Here is a 15,453-nt window from a genome sequence, read left to right as displayed (position 1 = left end):
CGTTTCTTAACACTATCCCGACCGTTCATTGATTCAGCAAAACCATACTGCACCGGCATTCTGCGGCGCGTCCTTATCGGCGGCGCCCGCGTCCACGTGGAGAACAGTATGATAGCCAGAAAAATTTCGCCGTATATGGTCGTGCCGTTTTTAATGGCGATAACACCCGGCGCGCGTGCCAATGAAGCCGCCGCGCCTTCCGATGGGCTGACTATCGGGGTGGGCGGAAAATACGCGCCTCGTTACAGCGGCTCTGACAAGCAGAGTTGGCAGGTGGTTCCCGTACTACAGGGGCGGAAAGGCGCTTTCTTTATTGATAGCCAAAAAGGCATAGGCTATGACCTGGCTGACGACAGCGGTCTCTACTTCGAGCACACGCTCGGTTATGACCTCGGGCGAGCGGAAAAAAACTCAGGCTGGCGCGATGGGGCGAATACGCTGAAGGGGATGGGTAATATTAAAGCCACCATGAATACCGCCTTCGCCGTCGGCTGGTCGGTCACGCCGTGGCTCACCGTTGAAGGTAAGGCTACGCTTCCGCTCACCGACGCCCAGGGCGTGCATTATCAGACCTCCGCAACCCTGCTGCTGCTCCAGAATTCGCAGGATATCGTTGCCTTACAGTCCGCCGCGCTGTTTGGCGACAGCCGGTACGCCAATACCTTTTACGGGGTCGATCAACGACAGAGCGCCCGTTCCGGCTATCGCCGCTATCGCGCCCCCGGCGGATTTTACGGCATCGACAACGCGCTGACCTGGAGCCATCAATATGACGAGCATTGGGGTTCCACGCTCAGCGCCGGCTATACCTGGCTCGGAGAACACGCCGCTGACAGCCCGATAGTCTCACGGCGCAATGAAGGTTCCGTGACCGCGGCAATCACCTGGACATTTTAATCGATCCCGCGCTCGTCCAGACACCCACCGCGCCGGTTGATTAAAAAAACCTGAAGCGCTGTTCACGTGAATGATAAGCTTCTGCAGCGTTACATTTAAATGTTAAGGAAGGAAAATGAGCACCATTGCCGTTGTTGTTCTGACTTACGTTAAACCGCTTGATCAGGTAGACGCCCAGCTTGCTGCGCACGTGGAATGGCTAAAGCAAGGCTATGCTGACGGAATATTTCTCGCTTCGGGGCGTAAAATCCCCAGGTCCGGCGGCGTGATTCTGGCTAAAGGCGATGATATGGATGGGCTGCAAAACTGGCTGAGCCAGGATCCATTTCAGCAATCGGGCGTAGCGAAAGTCGAGATCGTTCCTTTTGAAGCCACGATGGCCGCTCCTTCACTGCAGGCTCTTCTGTAGTGCGGCAAAAACAAAGCCCGGTCACCCGGGCTTTGCAGACGCAGAAGTACTCAGTAGTAGGCTTTCAGCGCGCGCTGGCAAAGCGTTGAGCGCACGCAATCATCGGTTGTAAAGCGCACAATACCCACCATCTCATCCTCTTCAAAACGCGCCAGCGCATCGGTCAGACCCGACCGTACGCCTGAAGGTAAATCGCACTGGGTAATGTCGCCGTTGACGATAACCGTCACGTTCTCCCCGAGGCGGGTCAAAAACATCTTCATTTGCGCAGCGGTCACGTTCTGGGCCTCGTCCAGAATCACCACCGCATTTTCAAATGTACGTCCGCGCATATAGGCGAACGGCGCGATTTCCACCTTGCCGATTTCCGGACGCAGGCAGTACTGCATAAAGGAAGCCCCTAGCCTTCTCACCAGCACGTCATAGACCGGTCGGAAATAGGGAGCAAACTTCTCGGCGATATCTCCCGGTAAGAAGCCGAGATCTTCGTCGGCCTGCAGAACGGGACGGGTAACAATAATTCTGTCCACATCCTTATGGATCAGGGCTTCAGCTGCTTTTGCCGCGCTAATCCAGGTCTTACCGCACCCGGCCTCGCCCGTGGCGAAGATCAGCTGTTTATTGTCGATGGCATTCAAATAATGCGCCTGAGCGTCATTGCGCGCTTCGATTGGCGATGCGTCGCGGCTATCCCGCGCCATGCCAATGGCTTCTACGCCACTCATTTGCACAAGCGATGTGACCGATTCTTCTTCGCGCTGCTTATGGCTTCGCGAATCCTGTCTCAGCACACGTTTGGCCTCACGACGAGCTCTGGTCACTGCTTTTTGTCTTCCCATGGATAGCACCTTGCGTTGTTGGTTTACATCACACGCGCCACGATCGACGCGATTATGCGCACTAACGATTGAGGTTTGGCTTCCTTGTAAGCCATTGCTTGCCTGACGAATTGGCAGAGGGTCACGGCTACGCGCACCGGTAACCTTGCCTGGGTTCTGGTTTTCTTTGATAGAGGAGGAGGATTTTGCGGTGTGAAAATCGCGGCCGGAAGTTGGGCTCCCGTGCTGATAAGTACGGTCTGGGGTTTGACGTTTTCCGTTACAGCAATCGGGCATTCGCGATCTCCATAATGAAACGAGACTACTGCCGAGAACTACCGCGCCTGTAATAAGTACATCAGAAATAATTCTAAGCGCAACTTATTTTTCACACACAGACAACAAATAATTCTCATCGCAGCTGAGGAGAGTTTCCGACTATAAGATTACAGAAAAATGAAACAAGGCAGGAAATACAAAAAATGAATGGAAAAACAGCAGAAAACGCCCTGCCCTTGCGGGCAGGTACGTCAGGCTTCGAGCAGCGATTGCCCGAGATAATGCCGATCGTCGATAACCCCCGGCAGAACAAAGAAATAGCCGCCGCCAATGGGCTTCACGTACTCCTCCAGCGCTTCTCCATTCAGGCGCTTTTGCACCGTCAGGAAGCCTTTTTGCAGATCGTGCTGGTAGCAAACAAACAGCAGCCCCATGTCCAGCTGACCGGAATTGGTCACCCCCAGCGAATAGCTATAGCCCCGGCGCATCATCAGGCTGGATTCGGTTTCCGGGGTACGCGGGTTCGCCAGACGAATATGGCTATCAAGCGCAATGGTATCGCCGTCAGGGTCTTTGCTGTAATCCGGGACATCGTGCTCGTGCTGCATCCCAAGCGGCGCGCCGCTCAGTTTATCGCGGCCAAAAATAGTCTGCTGCTCTTTCAGCGGCGTGCGATCCCAGAACTCAACGTGGAACTGAATAATCCTCGCCGCCTGATAGCTGCCGCCCGTCGCCCACGCAGGCTCTCCCTGGTCGGCGGTGACCCACACCACTTTATCCATTAGCGCCTTATCGGTGCTCACCGGATTCGCGGTGCCGTCTTTGAAGCCCAGCAGATTCACCGGCGTCTCTTTACCCTTGCTGCGCGCGGCGCTGTCGGAGATAAACCCTTCCCGCTTCCAGCGCACGCTGAGCAAATCCGGGGTGTGCTTAATCACATCCCGCAGGGCGTGAATCACCGTATCCTGGGTGTTGGCGCAAATTTGCAGCAGCAGATCGCCGTGGCACAGCGCCGCATCCAGCGAATCGTTCGGAAAACGCGTCATCTTTTGCAGCCTCTTCGGCGCCTGATGAGCCAGGCCGAAACGCTCGTCAAACAGCGAATGCCCCACCGAGACGGTGATCGTCAGATTATCCGGGGCGATCCACGGCCCGAGAATGCCTGAGTCCATCGGCGGCAGCCGCGGGTTCGGCGTCTCCGGCGCGGGACCGCCTTTGGTCAGAAAGGCAATACGCCGGGTCAGCAGGCGAAACAGCCGCTCAAGGTCCGCTTTATCGCTGGCCAGCACATCAAAGGCGACAATCATCATCGACGCCTGCTGCGGGGTCAGCACCCCTGCCTGATGTGGACCATAAAACGGCTGCGCTTCCTGACGCGCATCCGGCGACACCGTACCCGGAGAGCTATTGTCTTTTGCCGCGTGCGCCACCGGGCAGCCGCCGGATATCGCCAGCGCGCCGCCAAGCGCGCCAATCCCTTTTAACAACCGCCGCCGGGACGGTTGATTAACATCATATTTTTGCTCAGCCATCGCCTTAGTCCAGACCCAGGATCCCGCGCAGCTGGGCCAAATCTTCCGCCAGCGTGGTGATCGGGCCTTTCAGCGCGTTACGATCGGCATTCGTCAGCTTGTCATAGGTCTCAAAGCCATCTTTGGTGCGGTATTTGCTGAGAATGGCGTCCACCTTTTTGAAGTTGGCATCCACCTTCGCCAGCAGCGCGCTGTTCTCTTTTTGCAGCTGCGGACGCAGCAGGTCGACGATTTTCTGCGCGCCGTCAATGTTGGCCTGGAAATCCCACAGGTCGGTATGGCTGTAGCGATCTTCTTCTCCGCTGATTTTGCTGGCGGCCACTTCTTCAATCAGACCGGCCGCGCCGCCGACCACTTTTGACGGCGGGAACGCCAGTTCGCTAATGCGTTTTTGCAGCTCGAGAACGTCAGCGTTCAATTGATCGGCATACTTATCCATTCCCTTGACGCTGTTATCGCCAAACAGCGCTTTTTCCAGCCGGTGGAAGCCGGTGAATTTCGGATCTTCGGCTTTTTTCTCGTAGTCATCCTCGCGGGCGTCAATGCTGCCATCAAGATCGGAGAACAGTTCGGCGATCGGTTCAATACGTTCATAGTGCTGGCGCGTCGGCGCGTACAGCGCTTTCGCCTTCTCGATATCGCCCGCTTTCACCGCATCGGTAAAGGCTTTCGTGCCGCTAACCAGCTCCGCGGTCTCGGCGGTGACCCAGGCTTTATAGGCGGTAATAGCTTCACCCAGGCTGAGCAGCGCATCGGCTTTGGCGGCATCTTTGGTCGCCTCGCCGGTCACCGTCAGTTTGCCTTTCGGGTTAGTCAGCAGGCCGCAGGTCATATCATATTCGCCCGGCTGCAAATTGGCCGTCAGCTTTTGCGTAAAGCCGGGGGCGATATTCTCCCGCTCTTCCACCACCATCACCCCTTTCAGAATCTCCCACTCCAGCGCTTTCTGGCTGTGGTTCTGAATGATGAACTGGGTTTTACCCGCCTTCACGGTGACGTTCATCGGCTCGCACTGTTTGTCGGTGACGGTCACTTTGACCTGCGGAATATCGGCCGCCTGGGCGTAAAAAGCCGAGCTGAACAGCGCAGCAAGCGTGAGCTGCAGCGCATTACGACGAAAATGATTCATCATGACCATCCCTTTCGATAAGTATGTTGTCACTATTGCAATCCGCGATGCCCGACTACGCTGCCCGGGATGCGGTGGTTTTTTTACCCGGCGGCGAGACGTACAGCGCCAGCGCCGGGATCAAATAGATAAAGTAGACCGCCACTTCGCTGACGGTCGGCGTTTCCTGATAGCCGAAGATCCCTTCCAGCAGCGTGCCGAATAGGGTGTGCGTCGAAATGACGTTGCTCAGGTCGAAGGCGACCGCCTGGAAATGGTTCCACAGTCCGGCCTCATGGAAGGCGCGGATAGCCCCCGCGGCGAGGCCTGCGGCCACCAGTAAAATAAACAGGCTGGTCCATTTGAAAAAGACGGCGAGATTCATGCGGATGCCGCCCCAGTAGATCAGGAACCCTAAAACGATGGCCGTCGCCAGGCCGAGCATCGCGCCGATGGGCGGCCAGATTCCGACATCCTGCTGGAAGGCGGCGAGCAGGAAGAAGACCGATTCCAGGCCTTCACGCGCGACGGCGAAAAAGACCATCATCACCAGCGCCCAGCCGTGGTTATTTCCGCGCTGGAGGGCATTATCGACCGCCTGCTCAAGCTGCTGTTTAACGTTGCGCGACACCTTACGCATCCAGAACACCATCCAGGTCAGAATGCACACCGCCACCACCGCCACGATGCCTTCGAACAGCTCCTGCTCGCGCTGCGGAAACTCGCCGGTGGTTTCGTTGATAAAAATTCCGAGGCCCAGGCACAGCGCCGCCGCAAGCAGCACCCCAATCCACATGACGCCAATCCAGCTACCGCGCTGGGTGCGTTTCAGATAGCTGGCAATCAGGCTGACAATCAGCGCAGCTTCCAGGCCTTCACGTAACATGATGAGAAATGGGACAAACATGCCAACACCCTTAAATGTGAACCGCAGTCAACTGATGCAAAGATAGGTAAATATTTATGATAGTGATTATCATTACAATAATCAGAAACACAAGTGAAATGTGGAGTGAATGATGACGATTTGTAAATCAGTCGCGAACAAATAATGACTTGCGCGATTATCTCGCAGCCCAGGCCCCTCGGGGCAGGAGGACGTGATTTTTTGCGCCAGATATTTACCCGGCTGCCCAGCTGTGGCTAAATGGCGGCCTTATTGACCTGCGAAATAAACGACATGACTCAATTCTTGCACTTCCTGCTGGCGCTGGTGGTTATCCTCGCCCTTGCCTGGCTTGCCAGCTACGACCGTAAAAAAATCCGCATTCGCTATATTATCCAGTTAATTATTATTGAAGTTGCCCTGGCTTTCTTTTTTCTCCACGCCGAAAGCGGCCTGTGGCTAGTGAAAAATATCGCATCCTTCTTTGAATCACTGCTCGGCTTTGCCGCCGAAGGCACCAACTTTGTATTTGGCGGCATGAGTGAAAAAGGGCTGGCGTTTATTTTCCTTGGCGTGCTGTGCCCCATTGTCTTTATCTCCGCGCTCATCGGTATTCTTCAGCACTGGCGTATTCTGCCAATTTTTATTCGCCTGATTGGCACCCTGCTGTCAAAGGTTAACGGTATGGGTAAGCTGGAGTCCTTCAACGCGGTCAGTTCGCTGATTCTCGGTCAATCAGAGAACTTTATTGCCTATAAAGGCGTGCTCGGCGATCTCTCTTCCCGCCGCCTGTTCACCATGTCGGCCACCGCGATGTCGACGGTTTCGCTGTCCATCGTCGGCGCTTATATGAGTATGCTCGACGCGAAATACGTCGTTGCCGCGCTGATCCTGAATATGTTCAGCACCTTTATTGTGCTGTCGATCATTAACCCGACGCGTCCGGGCAGCGAGGAGGAGATCAAGCTTGAAAAACTGCATGAATCCCAGAGCTTCTTTGAAATGCTCGGTGAATATATTCTGGCCGGTTTTAAAGTCGCGATGATTATTCTGGCGATGCTGATTGGTTTTATCGCCTTAATTAGCGCCATAAATGCCCTGTTCGCCACGATATTTGGCCTGAGCTTCCAGCAGATCCTCGGCTACGTCTTTTATCCCCTGGCGTGGCTGATTGGCATTCCGCTTAGCGATGCGCTGAACGCCGGGAGTATTATGGCGACGAAACTGGTGGCCAATGAATTTGTCGCCATGATTGAGCTGCAAAAAATAGCCGCCAGCATGACGTCGCGCGGGCTGGGAATTTTATCCGTGTTCCTGGTTTCCTTCGCCAACTTTGCCTCTATCGGCATTATCGCCGGGGCGATTAAAGGCCTGAACGAGCAGCAGGGGAATATCGTTTCCCGCTTTGGCCTGCGCCTGGTGTATGGCGCAACGCTGGTCAGCCTGCTCTCCGCCAGCTTTGCGGGGCTGGTACTGTAACCGAAGCGCGTTTGGCCTGTTACCCCGGGGTAACAGGCCCGCGTAGCTATGTAGCCCGGGTAAGGCGTTAGCCGCAACCCGGGAATATCACCTGATTCAAATTAAAAATGTACGCAGACCGGCTGGTCAACGCGCATCACCGACTCCTGAGCAAAGCGTGATTTATAGGTCGTGCGCAGCGCCTCAATCCCCTCTTCGCTCTTCTCATCTTTGCCGTGAATCAGCATCAGCGCTTTGCTCTGCTCGCGCGCCACGGTACCGTCATTGCCCAGCCACTGCCCGCGCGCGTCAAAGACCGTCAGGCCATCGCGAAAGCGCGGCGTCACGTCGCGGTCAACGAACTGCTGCCACTCCTGCGCGGTAATATCCTTCCCGGCCGGACGGCTTAAGCCGAAATAAAGCGTGGTTTGCACCATGGCGTTATCCGCCGGGCAGGCGTTAGCGTCCGCCGCCGGAGCCCTCTTCGCGGCGGGCGCTACGCAGCCGCTTAATATCCCTGCCAGTACCAGCGCCACTGCACCCTGTTTGAAACTCATTTTGCTACCCTCATTGTTATTTGTGCTGAGATATCAGCGTATTTTCAAGCCATTAGCAAGAGACATAAATAACAAAGCCCGCATTACGCGGGCTTGATGGGGTTGCGGAGGCTTACTCGGCGGTCGCGCGCACCGGCGGTGCGGAGTGATAATGGGCGTCCGCTTCGGCGAAGCGTCGCTGCATCTCGGCGGAAGGCGCTTTACCCAGCAGGCTGAAGACCACAATCCCCAGGCTACCAAAGATAAAGCCTGGGATGATTTCATACAGGCCCAGCCAGCCGAACTGCTTCCAGATAATGACCGTTAAGGCGCCGATGATCATCCCGGCCAGCGCACCGTTACGGGTCATTCGTGACCACATCACCGAGAACAGCACCACCGGGCCAAACGCTGCGCCAAAGCCAGCCCATGCGTAGCTCACCAGACCCAGCACGCGGTTTTCCGGGTTGGCCGCCAGGGCGATCGCAATTAACGCGACGAGCAGCACCATAAAGCGTCCTATCCATACCAGCTCTTTCTGTCCGGCATTTTTACGCAAAAACGCTTTATAAAGATCTTCAGTAATGGCGCTTGAACACACCAGCAGCTGGCAGCTCAGGGTGGACATCACCGCCGCCAGAATCGCCGACAGCAGGATCCCGGCAATCCACGGGTTGAACAGAATCTGCGCCAGTTCGATAAAGACGCGTTCAGCGTTCTGATTAACCGCACCGGCAACGGCCGGGTTGTTATTGAAGTAGGCAATTCCGAAGAAACCGACGGCCACGGCGCCCGCCAGGCAGAGGATCATCCAGGTCATGCTGATGCGACGGGCGTGAACGATGCTGTGATGCGAATCCGCCGCCATAAAGCGCGCCAGAATATGCGGCTGACCAAAATAGCCCAGGCCCCAGCCCATCAACGAAATAATCGCCACGAAGTTCAGGCCCTTGAGCATATCAACGTTCTCAATGCTCTTTTGCTTAATCACTTCCAGGGAATCGCCAAACCCGCCGACGGAAATCACCACCATCACCGGCGTCAGGATCAGGGCGAATATCATCAGGCTGGCCTGAACGGTATCGGTCCAGCTTACCGCGAGGAAGCCGCCGACAAAGGTATAAATAATGGTTGCCGCCGCCCCGGCCCACAGCGCGGTTTCGTAGCTCATGCCAAAGGTGCTTTCAAACAGACGCGCGCCGGCCACAATACCGGAAGCGCAATAGATGGTGAAAAATAACAAAATGACCAGCGCCGAGATAATGCGCAGCACGCGGCTTTTATCTTCAAAACGGCCGGTGAAATAATCCGGCAGCGTCAGGGCGTTATTATTCGCCTCGGTATGCACCCGCAAACGCCCCGCCACCAGCTTCCAGTTAATCCATGCGCCTAACGTCAGGCCAATGGCAATCCAGCTTTCGGAAATACCGGAAATAAATATCGCCCCCGGTAGCCCCATCAGCAGCCAGCCGCTCATATCGGAGGCTCCGGCGGAGAGCGCGGTGACGAATGGACCAAGGCTGCGGCCGCCGAGAATATAATCATCAAAGTTCTTTGTCGAGCGCCAGGCAATAAAGCCGATGAGTACCATGCCAAAAATATAAACAATAAAAGTCACCAACATGGGTGTGCTAATAGCCATGTAAAAATCTCCAGAATTTTTGTCGACAGCGTCCAAATTTGTCGTTTTATCCACTACCGGAACGGGGCAATGGCCTATTGGTTGTATTGGGCGACCGTATCCTGACGGAAGCTTTGTTTTTTCACAAACGATTTAACACAGCATTTACACGAAATGCTTCCGGGACCAAACTTCATTTTGTTATAGGTTGCACTCTCTCACGTTTTTAGCGGTTGCACCACGCAAAAGTGTTAAGTGACGCATAGAAATACCTTATTAGACAGGGGATAAATACCTGCTATTTTCATCATCATTTTTAACATTCCCGGCGTTTTTCTACCTGCCACACAATTCTCAATTAACAAGGTTGCACAAAGTTGCAACATGGTAGATATTTCTACGCAACCTCATCTTGGCACGAAGACGTTCTATTACAGGAGTTCCTGACATGGGCACCACCACCATGGGTGTAAAACTTGACGACGCGACGCGTGAACGCATTAAATCCGCGGCGAGCCGTATTGACCGCACGCCGCACTGGCTGATTAAACAGGCCATTTTCAACTATCTGGAAAAGCTGGAAAACGACGAGACGCTGCCGGAGCTGCCGGCGCTGCTGTCCGGCGCGGCGAACGAAAGCGATGAGGCCGGTCATCCGGCTGACGAACCTTATCAGCCCTTCCTCGATTTCGCCGAGCAGATCCTGCCGCAGTCCGTTTCCCGCGCGTCGATCACCGCCGCCTGGCGCTGGGCCGAAACCGACGCCGTGCCGATGCTGCTGGAGCAGGCTCGCCTGCCGCAGACTCTCGGCGAACAGGCGCACAAGCTCGCCTATCAGCTGGCGGAGAAGCTGCGCAATCAGAAAACCGCCAGCGGCCGCGCCGGAATGGTGCAGAGCCTGCTGCAGGAGTTCTCGCTCTCCTCGCAGGAAGGTGTGGCCCTGATGTGTCTGGCGGAAGCGCTGCTGCGCATTCCCGACAAAGCCACCCGCGATGCCCTGATCCGCGACAAAATCAGCAACGGCAACTGGCAGTCGCATATCGGCCGCAGCCCGTCGCTGTTCGTCAACGCCGCCACCTGGGGGCTGCTGTTTACCGGCAAGCTGGTCTCCACCCACAACGAAACCAGCCTGTCGCGCTCGCTGAACCGTATTATCGGCAAAAGCGGCGAACCGCTGATTCGTAAAGGCGTCGATATGGCGATGCGCCTGATGGGCGAGCAGTTCGTCACCGGCGAAACCATCGCCGAAGCGCTGGCCAACGCCCGCAAGCTGGAAGACAAAGGCTTCCGCTACTCCTACGATATGCTTGGCGAAGCGGCGCTGACCGCCGACGATGCCCAGGCCTATATGGTCTCCTACCAGCAGGCGATCCACGCCATCGGCAAAGCCTCCAACGGACGGGGCATTTATGAAGGACCGGGCATTTCGATTAAGCTCTCCGCGCTGCACCCGCGCTACAGCCGCGCCCAGTACGACCGCGCGATGGAAGAGCTTTACCCGCGCCTGAAATCGCTGACCCTGCTGGCGCGCCAGTACGATATCGGTATCAACATTGACGCCGAAGAGGCCGATCGCCTGGAGATCTCTCTCGATCTGCTGGAAAAACTCTGCTTTGAACCGGAGCTGGCGGGCTGGAACGGGATTGGCTTTGTGATCCAGGCCTATCAGAAACGCTGCCCGTTCGTGATTGACTACCTGATCGACCTCGCGACCCGCAGCCGTCGCCGCCTGATGATTCGTCTGGTCAAAGGCGCCTACTGGGACAGCGAAATCAAACGCGCGCAGATGGACGGTCTCGAAGGCTATCCGGTCTATACCCGCAAGGTCTACACCGACGTCTCCTATCTGGCCTGTGCGAAAAAGCTGCTGGCGGTGCCGAGCCTGATCTATCCGCAGTTCGCGACCCATAACGCCCACACCCTGGCGGCAATTTATCAGCTGGCCGGGCAGAACTACTACCCGGGACAGTACGAATTCCAGTGCCTGCACGGCATGGGCGAGCCGCTGTACGAGCAGGTGACCGGTAAAGTCGCCGATGGCAAACTCAACCGCCCGTGCCGTATCTACGCGCCGGTCGGCACCCACGAAACGCTGCTGGCCTACCTTGTGCGTCGTCTGCTGGAAAACGGCGCCAACACCTCGTTCGTGAACCGGATCGCCGACAGCACCCTGCCGCTGGATGAGCTGGTTGCCGACCCGGTCGCCGCGGTGGAAAAACTGGCCCAGCAGGAGGGCCAGGTGGGTCTTCCGCACCCGAAAATCCCGCTGCCGCGCGACCTTTACGGCAAAGACCGCAGCAATTCAGCCGGTCTGGATCTCGCCAACGAGCATCGTCTGGCCTCCCTCTCCTCCTCGTTATTAAACAGCGCGCTGCATAAATGGCAGGCGCTGCCGATGCTGGAGCACCCGGTGGCCGAAGGCGAAATGCAGCCGGTCGTGAACCCGGCAGAGCCAAAAGATATCGTCGGCTACGTGCGCGAAGCCAGCGAGGACGAAGTTCAGCAGGCGCTGACCAGCGCGGTTAACAACGCGCCAATCTGGTTCGCCACCCCGCCGCAGGAGCGCGCGGCGATCCTCGAACGCGCCGCGGTGCTGATGGAAGGCCAGATGCCGACCCTGATGGGCATCCTGGTGCGCGAAGCGGGGAAAACCTTCAGTAACGCCATTGCCGAAGTGCGCGAAGCGGTGGACTTCCTCCACTACTACGCCGGTCAGGTGCGCAACGATTTTGACAACGAAACCCATCGCCCGCTGGGCCCGGTCGTCTGTATCAGCCCGTGGAACTTCCCGCTTGCGATCTTTAGCGGACAAATTGCCGCCGCGCTGGCGGCAGGCAATACCGTGCTGGCAAAACCGGCCGAGCAGACGCCGCTCATCGCCGCTCAGGGCGTGGCGATCCTGCTGGAAGCGGGCGTACCGCCGGGGGTTATTCAGCTGCTGCCGGGCCGCGGGGAAACCGTCGGCGCCGCGCTGACTTCCGACGAACGCGTACGCGGCGTGATGTTTACCGGCTCAACCGAAGTCGCCACCCTGCTGCAGCGCAATATCGCCAGCCGGCTGGATGCTCAGGGTCGTCCGACGCCGCTGATCGCCGAAACCGGCGGCATGAACGCGATGATCGTCGACTCTTCAGCATTAACCGAGCAGGTGGTTGTCGACGTGCTCGCCTCGGCGTTCGACAGCGCGGGGCAGCGCTGCTCCGCCCTGCGCGTACTCTGCCTGCAGGATGATATCGCCGATCATACGCTGACCATGCTGCGCGGCGCGATGGCCGAGTGCCGGATGGGCAATCCGGGCCGTCTGACCACCGATATCGGGCCGGTGATTGACGCCGAAGCCAAAGAGAATATTGAGCGCCACATCCAGACGCTGCGCGCCAAAGGGCGCAAAGTCTTCCAGGCGGTGCGCGAAAACGGCGAAGATTCCCGCGAGTGGACCAGCGGTACTTTCGTTCCGCCGACGCTCATTGAGCTCGACAGCTTCGATGAGCTGAAAAAAGAGGTCTTCGGCCCGGTGCTGCACGTAGTGCGCTATAACCGCAACGAGCTGGACGGGCTGGTCAAACAGATCAACGCCTCCGGCTACGGTCTGACCCTCGGCGTGCATACCCGTATTGACGAAACCATCGCTCAGGTCACCGGCAGCGCCAACGTCGGCAACCTGTACGTCAACCGTAATATGGTCGGCGCCGTGGTCGGCGTGCAGCCGTTCGGCGGCGAGGGCCTGTCGGGTACGGGTCCAAAAGCCGGCGGCCCGCTGTATCTGTATCGACTGCTCTCCAGCCGCCCGCAGAACGCCGTCGGGATTACCCTCGCCCGCCAGGACGCGGAGTATCCGCTGGACGCGCAGCTGAAGACGCTGCTGGAAAAACCGCTGGTCGCTTTACAGCAGTGGGCGGCGGATCGCCCGGAGCTGCAGGCTTTGTGCCAGCAGTTCAGCGAGCAGGCGCAGGCCGGAACCCAGCGTCTGCTGCCGGGGCCAACCGGCGAGCGCAACACCCTGACCTTTATGCCGCGCGACCGCGTGCTGTGCGTGGCCGATAATGAGCAGGACGCGCTCACCCAGCTGGCGGGCGTGACCGCCGTGGGCTGCGAAGTGCTGTGGCCGGACGCCCCTCTGCAGCGCGAGCTGGCGAAAAAGCTGCCGCGTGAGGTCAGCGCGCGGATCCACTTCGCCAAAGCGGAAACCCTGACGACCGAGCCTTTCGATGCGGTTATCTACCACGGCGATTCCGATCAGCTGCGGGAGCTGTGCGAACAGGTGGCGGCGCGCGATGGCGCGATCGTGTCGGTGCAGGGCTTCGCCCGCGGCGAGAGCAATCTGCTGCTGGAGCGCCTCTATATTGAACGTTCGCTCAGCGTCAATACCGCCGCGGCCGGCGGCAACGCCAGCCTGATGACGATTGGCTAAGCCTGCTTCCCGGGTTGCGGCTGATGCCTTACCCGGGCTACCCAACCCCAGCCCGCACTATCAGTAGCCCGGGCAAGGCGCTTTGCGCCGCCCCCGGGAAAGCAGACGGCACAACGTCAGCTAATGACACCAGACGCAGGCTGTGGTTAATTAAGGCTCCCGGACGGGAGCTTTTTTTATGGGAGTTGACCAATGAAACGCACTTTACTCGCTTTTGCCGCGCTGCTGGCAAGCACCCATGCGCTGGCGGACGAATGCAGCAACGCCAGCAATCAAACGGAAATGAACCAGTGCACCGCCGAGCGGTACCAGGCTGACGACAAAAAACTAAATGAAACGTATCAGGAAGCGCTGAAGCGCGCCTCCGGCAAGCAGCAGGAGTTGCTGAAAAAAGCGCAGCTGTCGTGGATTGCCCTGCGCGACGCCGACTGTCAATTCCTCGCCTCCGGCGCTGAAGGCGGCAGCGTACAGCCGATGCTGATCAACCAGTGCATGTCCGATAAAACCGTCGAGCGCGAATCGTTCCTCGCCTCGCTGCTGCAGTGCGAGGATGGCGATCAGAGCTGCCCGCTGCCGCCCGCCAATTAACGTACGCGAATCCCTTCGATAATCATCCGCTGGACGTTATCGACGGTTTGCTGAAAAAACGCCTCATCGCGCAGCGTCGCGCCGGTTACCGCCTCAACCTGAGTGGCGAAATCGGCGTAATGCTGTGTGGTCGCCCAGATCATAAAGATCAGATGCTGCGGGTCAACCGGCGCCAGCCTGCCGCTCTCGACCCAGCCGGAAATAATCGCCGACTTTTCATCCACCAGCGCTTTCAGATCGCCGGTCAGCTCGCCCATCAGCAGCGGCGCGCCCTGCAGCATCTCCAGGCAGAACAGCCTTGACGCCTGCGGGTGATCGCGGGAAACCTCCAGCTTAAGGCGGATATATTCGCCGATGGCCACCAGCGGGCTGATATCTTCGCGGAAGGCCTTTAGCGGCGCCAGCCAGATAGCCAGAATCTGCTGCAGCACGGCAATATACAGCGCCTCTTTCGACGGGTAGTAGTAAAGCAGGTTCGTTTTCGATACCCCGGCCAGTTCGGCGACCTGCTCAAGCCGCGTACCGTGGATACCAAACTGCGAGAACGCGTCCAGCGCGGCGGCCAGGATAGCCTCTTTTTTCGCGCTCACCGCCTGTGAGCGTTTGCCGATCTTTTTCACGCCGCCCTGTGCCATTCGTTATCTCCTTCTTTTTACGCCATCAGCATAGCAAAAGCCCAGCGCCGACACGACTCTCTGCACCCTGATTGCGCACGACTGCGGTTTTTTCGTGCACCGATTTTGACCATTCAGTCCACTTTTATTGCTGCTATTTTCAGCAACCATCCAGCAACACCTTAATAACATTAGCCTTTGCAAAACTGGCATCGCCTTTGCTTTATCTTTCAGGCGAGGTGATTGAGGGAGATGCAGGATGCAGCGCCGCGCCTTCTTGTTCAACGACATGCAGA

The 15,453-nt window shown here is 57.5% G+C and carries 12 protein-coding genes; 5 read left to right on the top strand and 7 right to left on the bottom strand.

The window, feature by feature from the left end:
- Positions 1-108 precede the first annotated feature (108 nt).
- Together ACESQ2_RS05525 and ACESQ2_RS05520 are read left to right on the top strand one after the other, a co-directional pair.
- Positions 109-897, top strand: a complete 789-nt coding sequence (locus ACESQ2_RS05525; protein WP_373170217.1) for a MipA/OmpV family protein — start codon at positions 109-111, stop codon at positions 895-897.
- Between the two features lie 115 nt (positions 898-1,012).
- Positions 1,013-1,306, top strand: a complete 294-nt coding sequence (locus ACESQ2_RS05520) for a YciI family protein (protein WP_014838068.1) — start codon at positions 1,013-1,015, stop codon at positions 1,304-1,306.
- Between the two features lie 50 nt (positions 1,307-1,356).
- On the opposite strand, the gene phoH is transcribed toward ACESQ2_RS05520, so the two are convergent.
- From phoH to efeU, 4 genes are all read right to left on the bottom strand, one after another.
- Positions 1,357-2,145: a phosphate starvation-inducible protein PhoH gene (gene phoH, locus ACESQ2_RS05515; RefSeq protein ID WP_014228807.1), complete on the bottom strand. Its 789-nt coding sequence runs from the start codon at positions 2,143-2,145 to the stop codon at positions 1,357-1,359.
- A 509-nt stretch (positions 2,146-2,654) separates the two neighbouring features.
- Positions 2,655-3,935, bottom strand: coding sequence for an iron uptake transporter deferrochelatase/peroxidase subunit (gene efeB / locus ACESQ2_RS05510; RefSeq protein WP_046876524.1), 1,281 nt, complete (start codon positions 3,933-3,935; stop codon positions 2,655-2,657).
- A 4-nt stretch (positions 3,936-3,939) separates the two neighbouring features.
- Positions 3,940-5,067 (bottom strand): iron uptake system protein EfeO, encoded by a 1,128-nt coding sequence (efeO, locus tag ACESQ2_RS05505; protein ID WP_265810339.1) that lies wholly within the window; start codon positions 5,065-5,067, stop codon positions 3,940-3,942.
- Between the two features lie 52 nt (positions 5,068-5,119).
- Complete coding sequence (gene efeU / locus ACESQ2_RS05500; RefSeq protein WP_004849820.1) at positions 5,120-5,950, bottom strand: iron uptake transporter permease EfeU; 831 nt, start codon at positions 5,948-5,950, stop codon at positions 5,120-5,122.
- A 273-nt stretch (positions 5,951-6,223) separates the two neighbouring features.
- On the opposite strand from efeU, the gene ACESQ2_RS05495 reads away from it, so the two are divergent.
- Positions 6,224-7,408: a NupC/NupG family nucleoside CNT transporter gene (locus ACESQ2_RS05495; RefSeq protein ID WP_064405426.1), complete on the top strand. Its 1,185-nt coding sequence runs from the start codon at positions 6,224-6,226 to the stop codon at positions 7,406-7,408.
- Between the two features lie 101 nt (positions 7,409-7,509).
- Here the strand turns inward: ACESQ2_RS05495 and ACESQ2_RS05490 are convergent, their stop codons facing one another.
- Entirely contained in the window at positions 7,510-7,944 is a 435-nt protein-coding gene (locus ACESQ2_RS05490) for a DUF3574 domain-containing protein (RefSeq protein ID WP_025106253.1), read from the bottom strand.
- Positions 7,945-8,056: 112 nt separating this feature from the next.
- Positions 8,057-9,565 carry a sodium/proline symporter PutP gene (gene putP, locus ACESQ2_RS05485; RefSeq protein ID WP_032719707.1) on the bottom strand — a complete coding sequence of 503 codons (1,509 nt, stop codon included), beginning with the start codon at positions 9,563-9,565 and terminating at the stop codon, positions 8,057-8,059.
- Positions 9,566-9,992: 427 nt separating this feature from the next.
- Between putP and putA the strand changes: the two genes are divergently transcribed.
- Entirely contained in the window at positions 9,993-13,955 is a 3,963-nt protein-coding gene (gene putA, locus ACESQ2_RS05480) for a trifunctional transcriptional regulator/proline dehydrogenase/L-glutamate gamma-semialdehyde dehydrogenase (RefSeq protein WP_345911653.1), read from the top strand.
- A 192-nt stretch (positions 13,956-14,147) separates the two neighbouring features.
- Entirely contained in the window at positions 14,148-14,543 is a 396-nt protein-coding gene (locus ACESQ2_RS05475) for a lysozyme inhibitor LprI family protein (protein WP_014228800.1), read from the top strand.
- On the opposite strand, the gene rutR is transcribed toward ACESQ2_RS05475, so the two are convergent.
- Positions 14,540-15,178 carry an HTH-type transcriptional regulator RutR gene (gene rutR / locus ACESQ2_RS05470; protein ID WP_004849813.1) on the bottom strand — a complete coding sequence of 213 codons (639 nt, stop codon included), beginning with the start codon at positions 15,176-15,178 and terminating at the stop codon, positions 14,540-14,542. The two genes, ACESQ2_RS05475 and rutR, sit on opposite strands and share 4 nt — an antisense overlap.
- Positions 15,179-15,453: the final 275 nt, after the last annotated feature.

It is taken from the genome of Klebsiella sp. Q11, assembly GCF_964241505.1.
Taxonomy (GTDB): Bacteria; Pseudomonadota; Gammaproteobacteria; order Enterobacterales; family Enterobacteriaceae; genus Klebsiella; species Klebsiella michiganensis.
The sequence above is the reverse complement of the archived record's forward strand: the minus strand, read 5'-3'. Positions and strand labels throughout refer to the sequence as shown.

Excerpts from the sequence above, each read along its gene's own strand:
- ACESQ2_RS05525 (WP_373170217.1), top strand. The coding sequence starts at position 109 with ATGATAGCCAGAAAAATTTCGCCGTATATGGTCGTGCCGTTTTTAATG.
- ACESQ2_RS05520 (WP_014838068.1), top strand. The coding sequence starts at position 1,013 with ATGAGCACCATTGCCGTTGTTGTTCTGACTTACGTTAAACCGCTTGAT.
- phoH (WP_014228807.1), bottom strand. The coding sequence starts at position 2,145 with ATGGGAAGACAAAAAGCAGTGACCAGAGCTCGTCGTGAGGCCAAACGT.
- efeB (WP_046876524.1), bottom strand. The coding sequence starts at position 3,935 with ATGGCTGAGCAAAAATATGATGTTAATCAACCGTCCCGGCGGCGGTTG.
- efeO (WP_265810339.1), bottom strand. The coding sequence starts at position 5,067 with ATGATGAATCATTTTCGTCGTAATGCGCTGCAGCTCACGCTTGCTGCG.
- efeU (WP_004849820.1), bottom strand. The coding sequence starts at position 5,950 with ATGTTTGTCCCATTTCTCATCATGTTACGTGAAGGCCTGGAAGCTGCG.
- ACESQ2_RS05495 (WP_064405426.1), top strand. The coding sequence starts at position 6,224 with ATGACTCAATTCTTGCACTTCCTGCTGGCGCTGGTGGTTATCCTCGCC.
- ACESQ2_RS05490 (WP_025106253.1), bottom strand. The coding sequence starts at position 7,944 with ATGAGTTTCAAACAGGGTGCAGTGGCGCTGGTACTGGCAGGGATATTA.
- putP (WP_032719707.1), bottom strand. The coding sequence starts at position 9,565 with ATGGCTATTAGCACACCCATGTTGGTGACTTTTATTGTTTATATTTTT.
- putA (WP_345911653.1), top strand. The coding sequence starts at position 9,993 with ATGGGCACCACCACCATGGGTGTAAAACTTGACGACGCGACGCGTGAA.
- ACESQ2_RS05475 (WP_014228800.1), top strand. The coding sequence starts at position 14,148 with ATGAAACGCACTTTACTCGCTTTTGCCGCGCTGCTGGCAAGCACCCAT.
- rutR (WP_004849813.1), bottom strand. The coding sequence starts at position 15,178 with ATGGCACAGGGCGGCGTGAAAAAGATCGGCAAACGCTCACAGGCGGTG.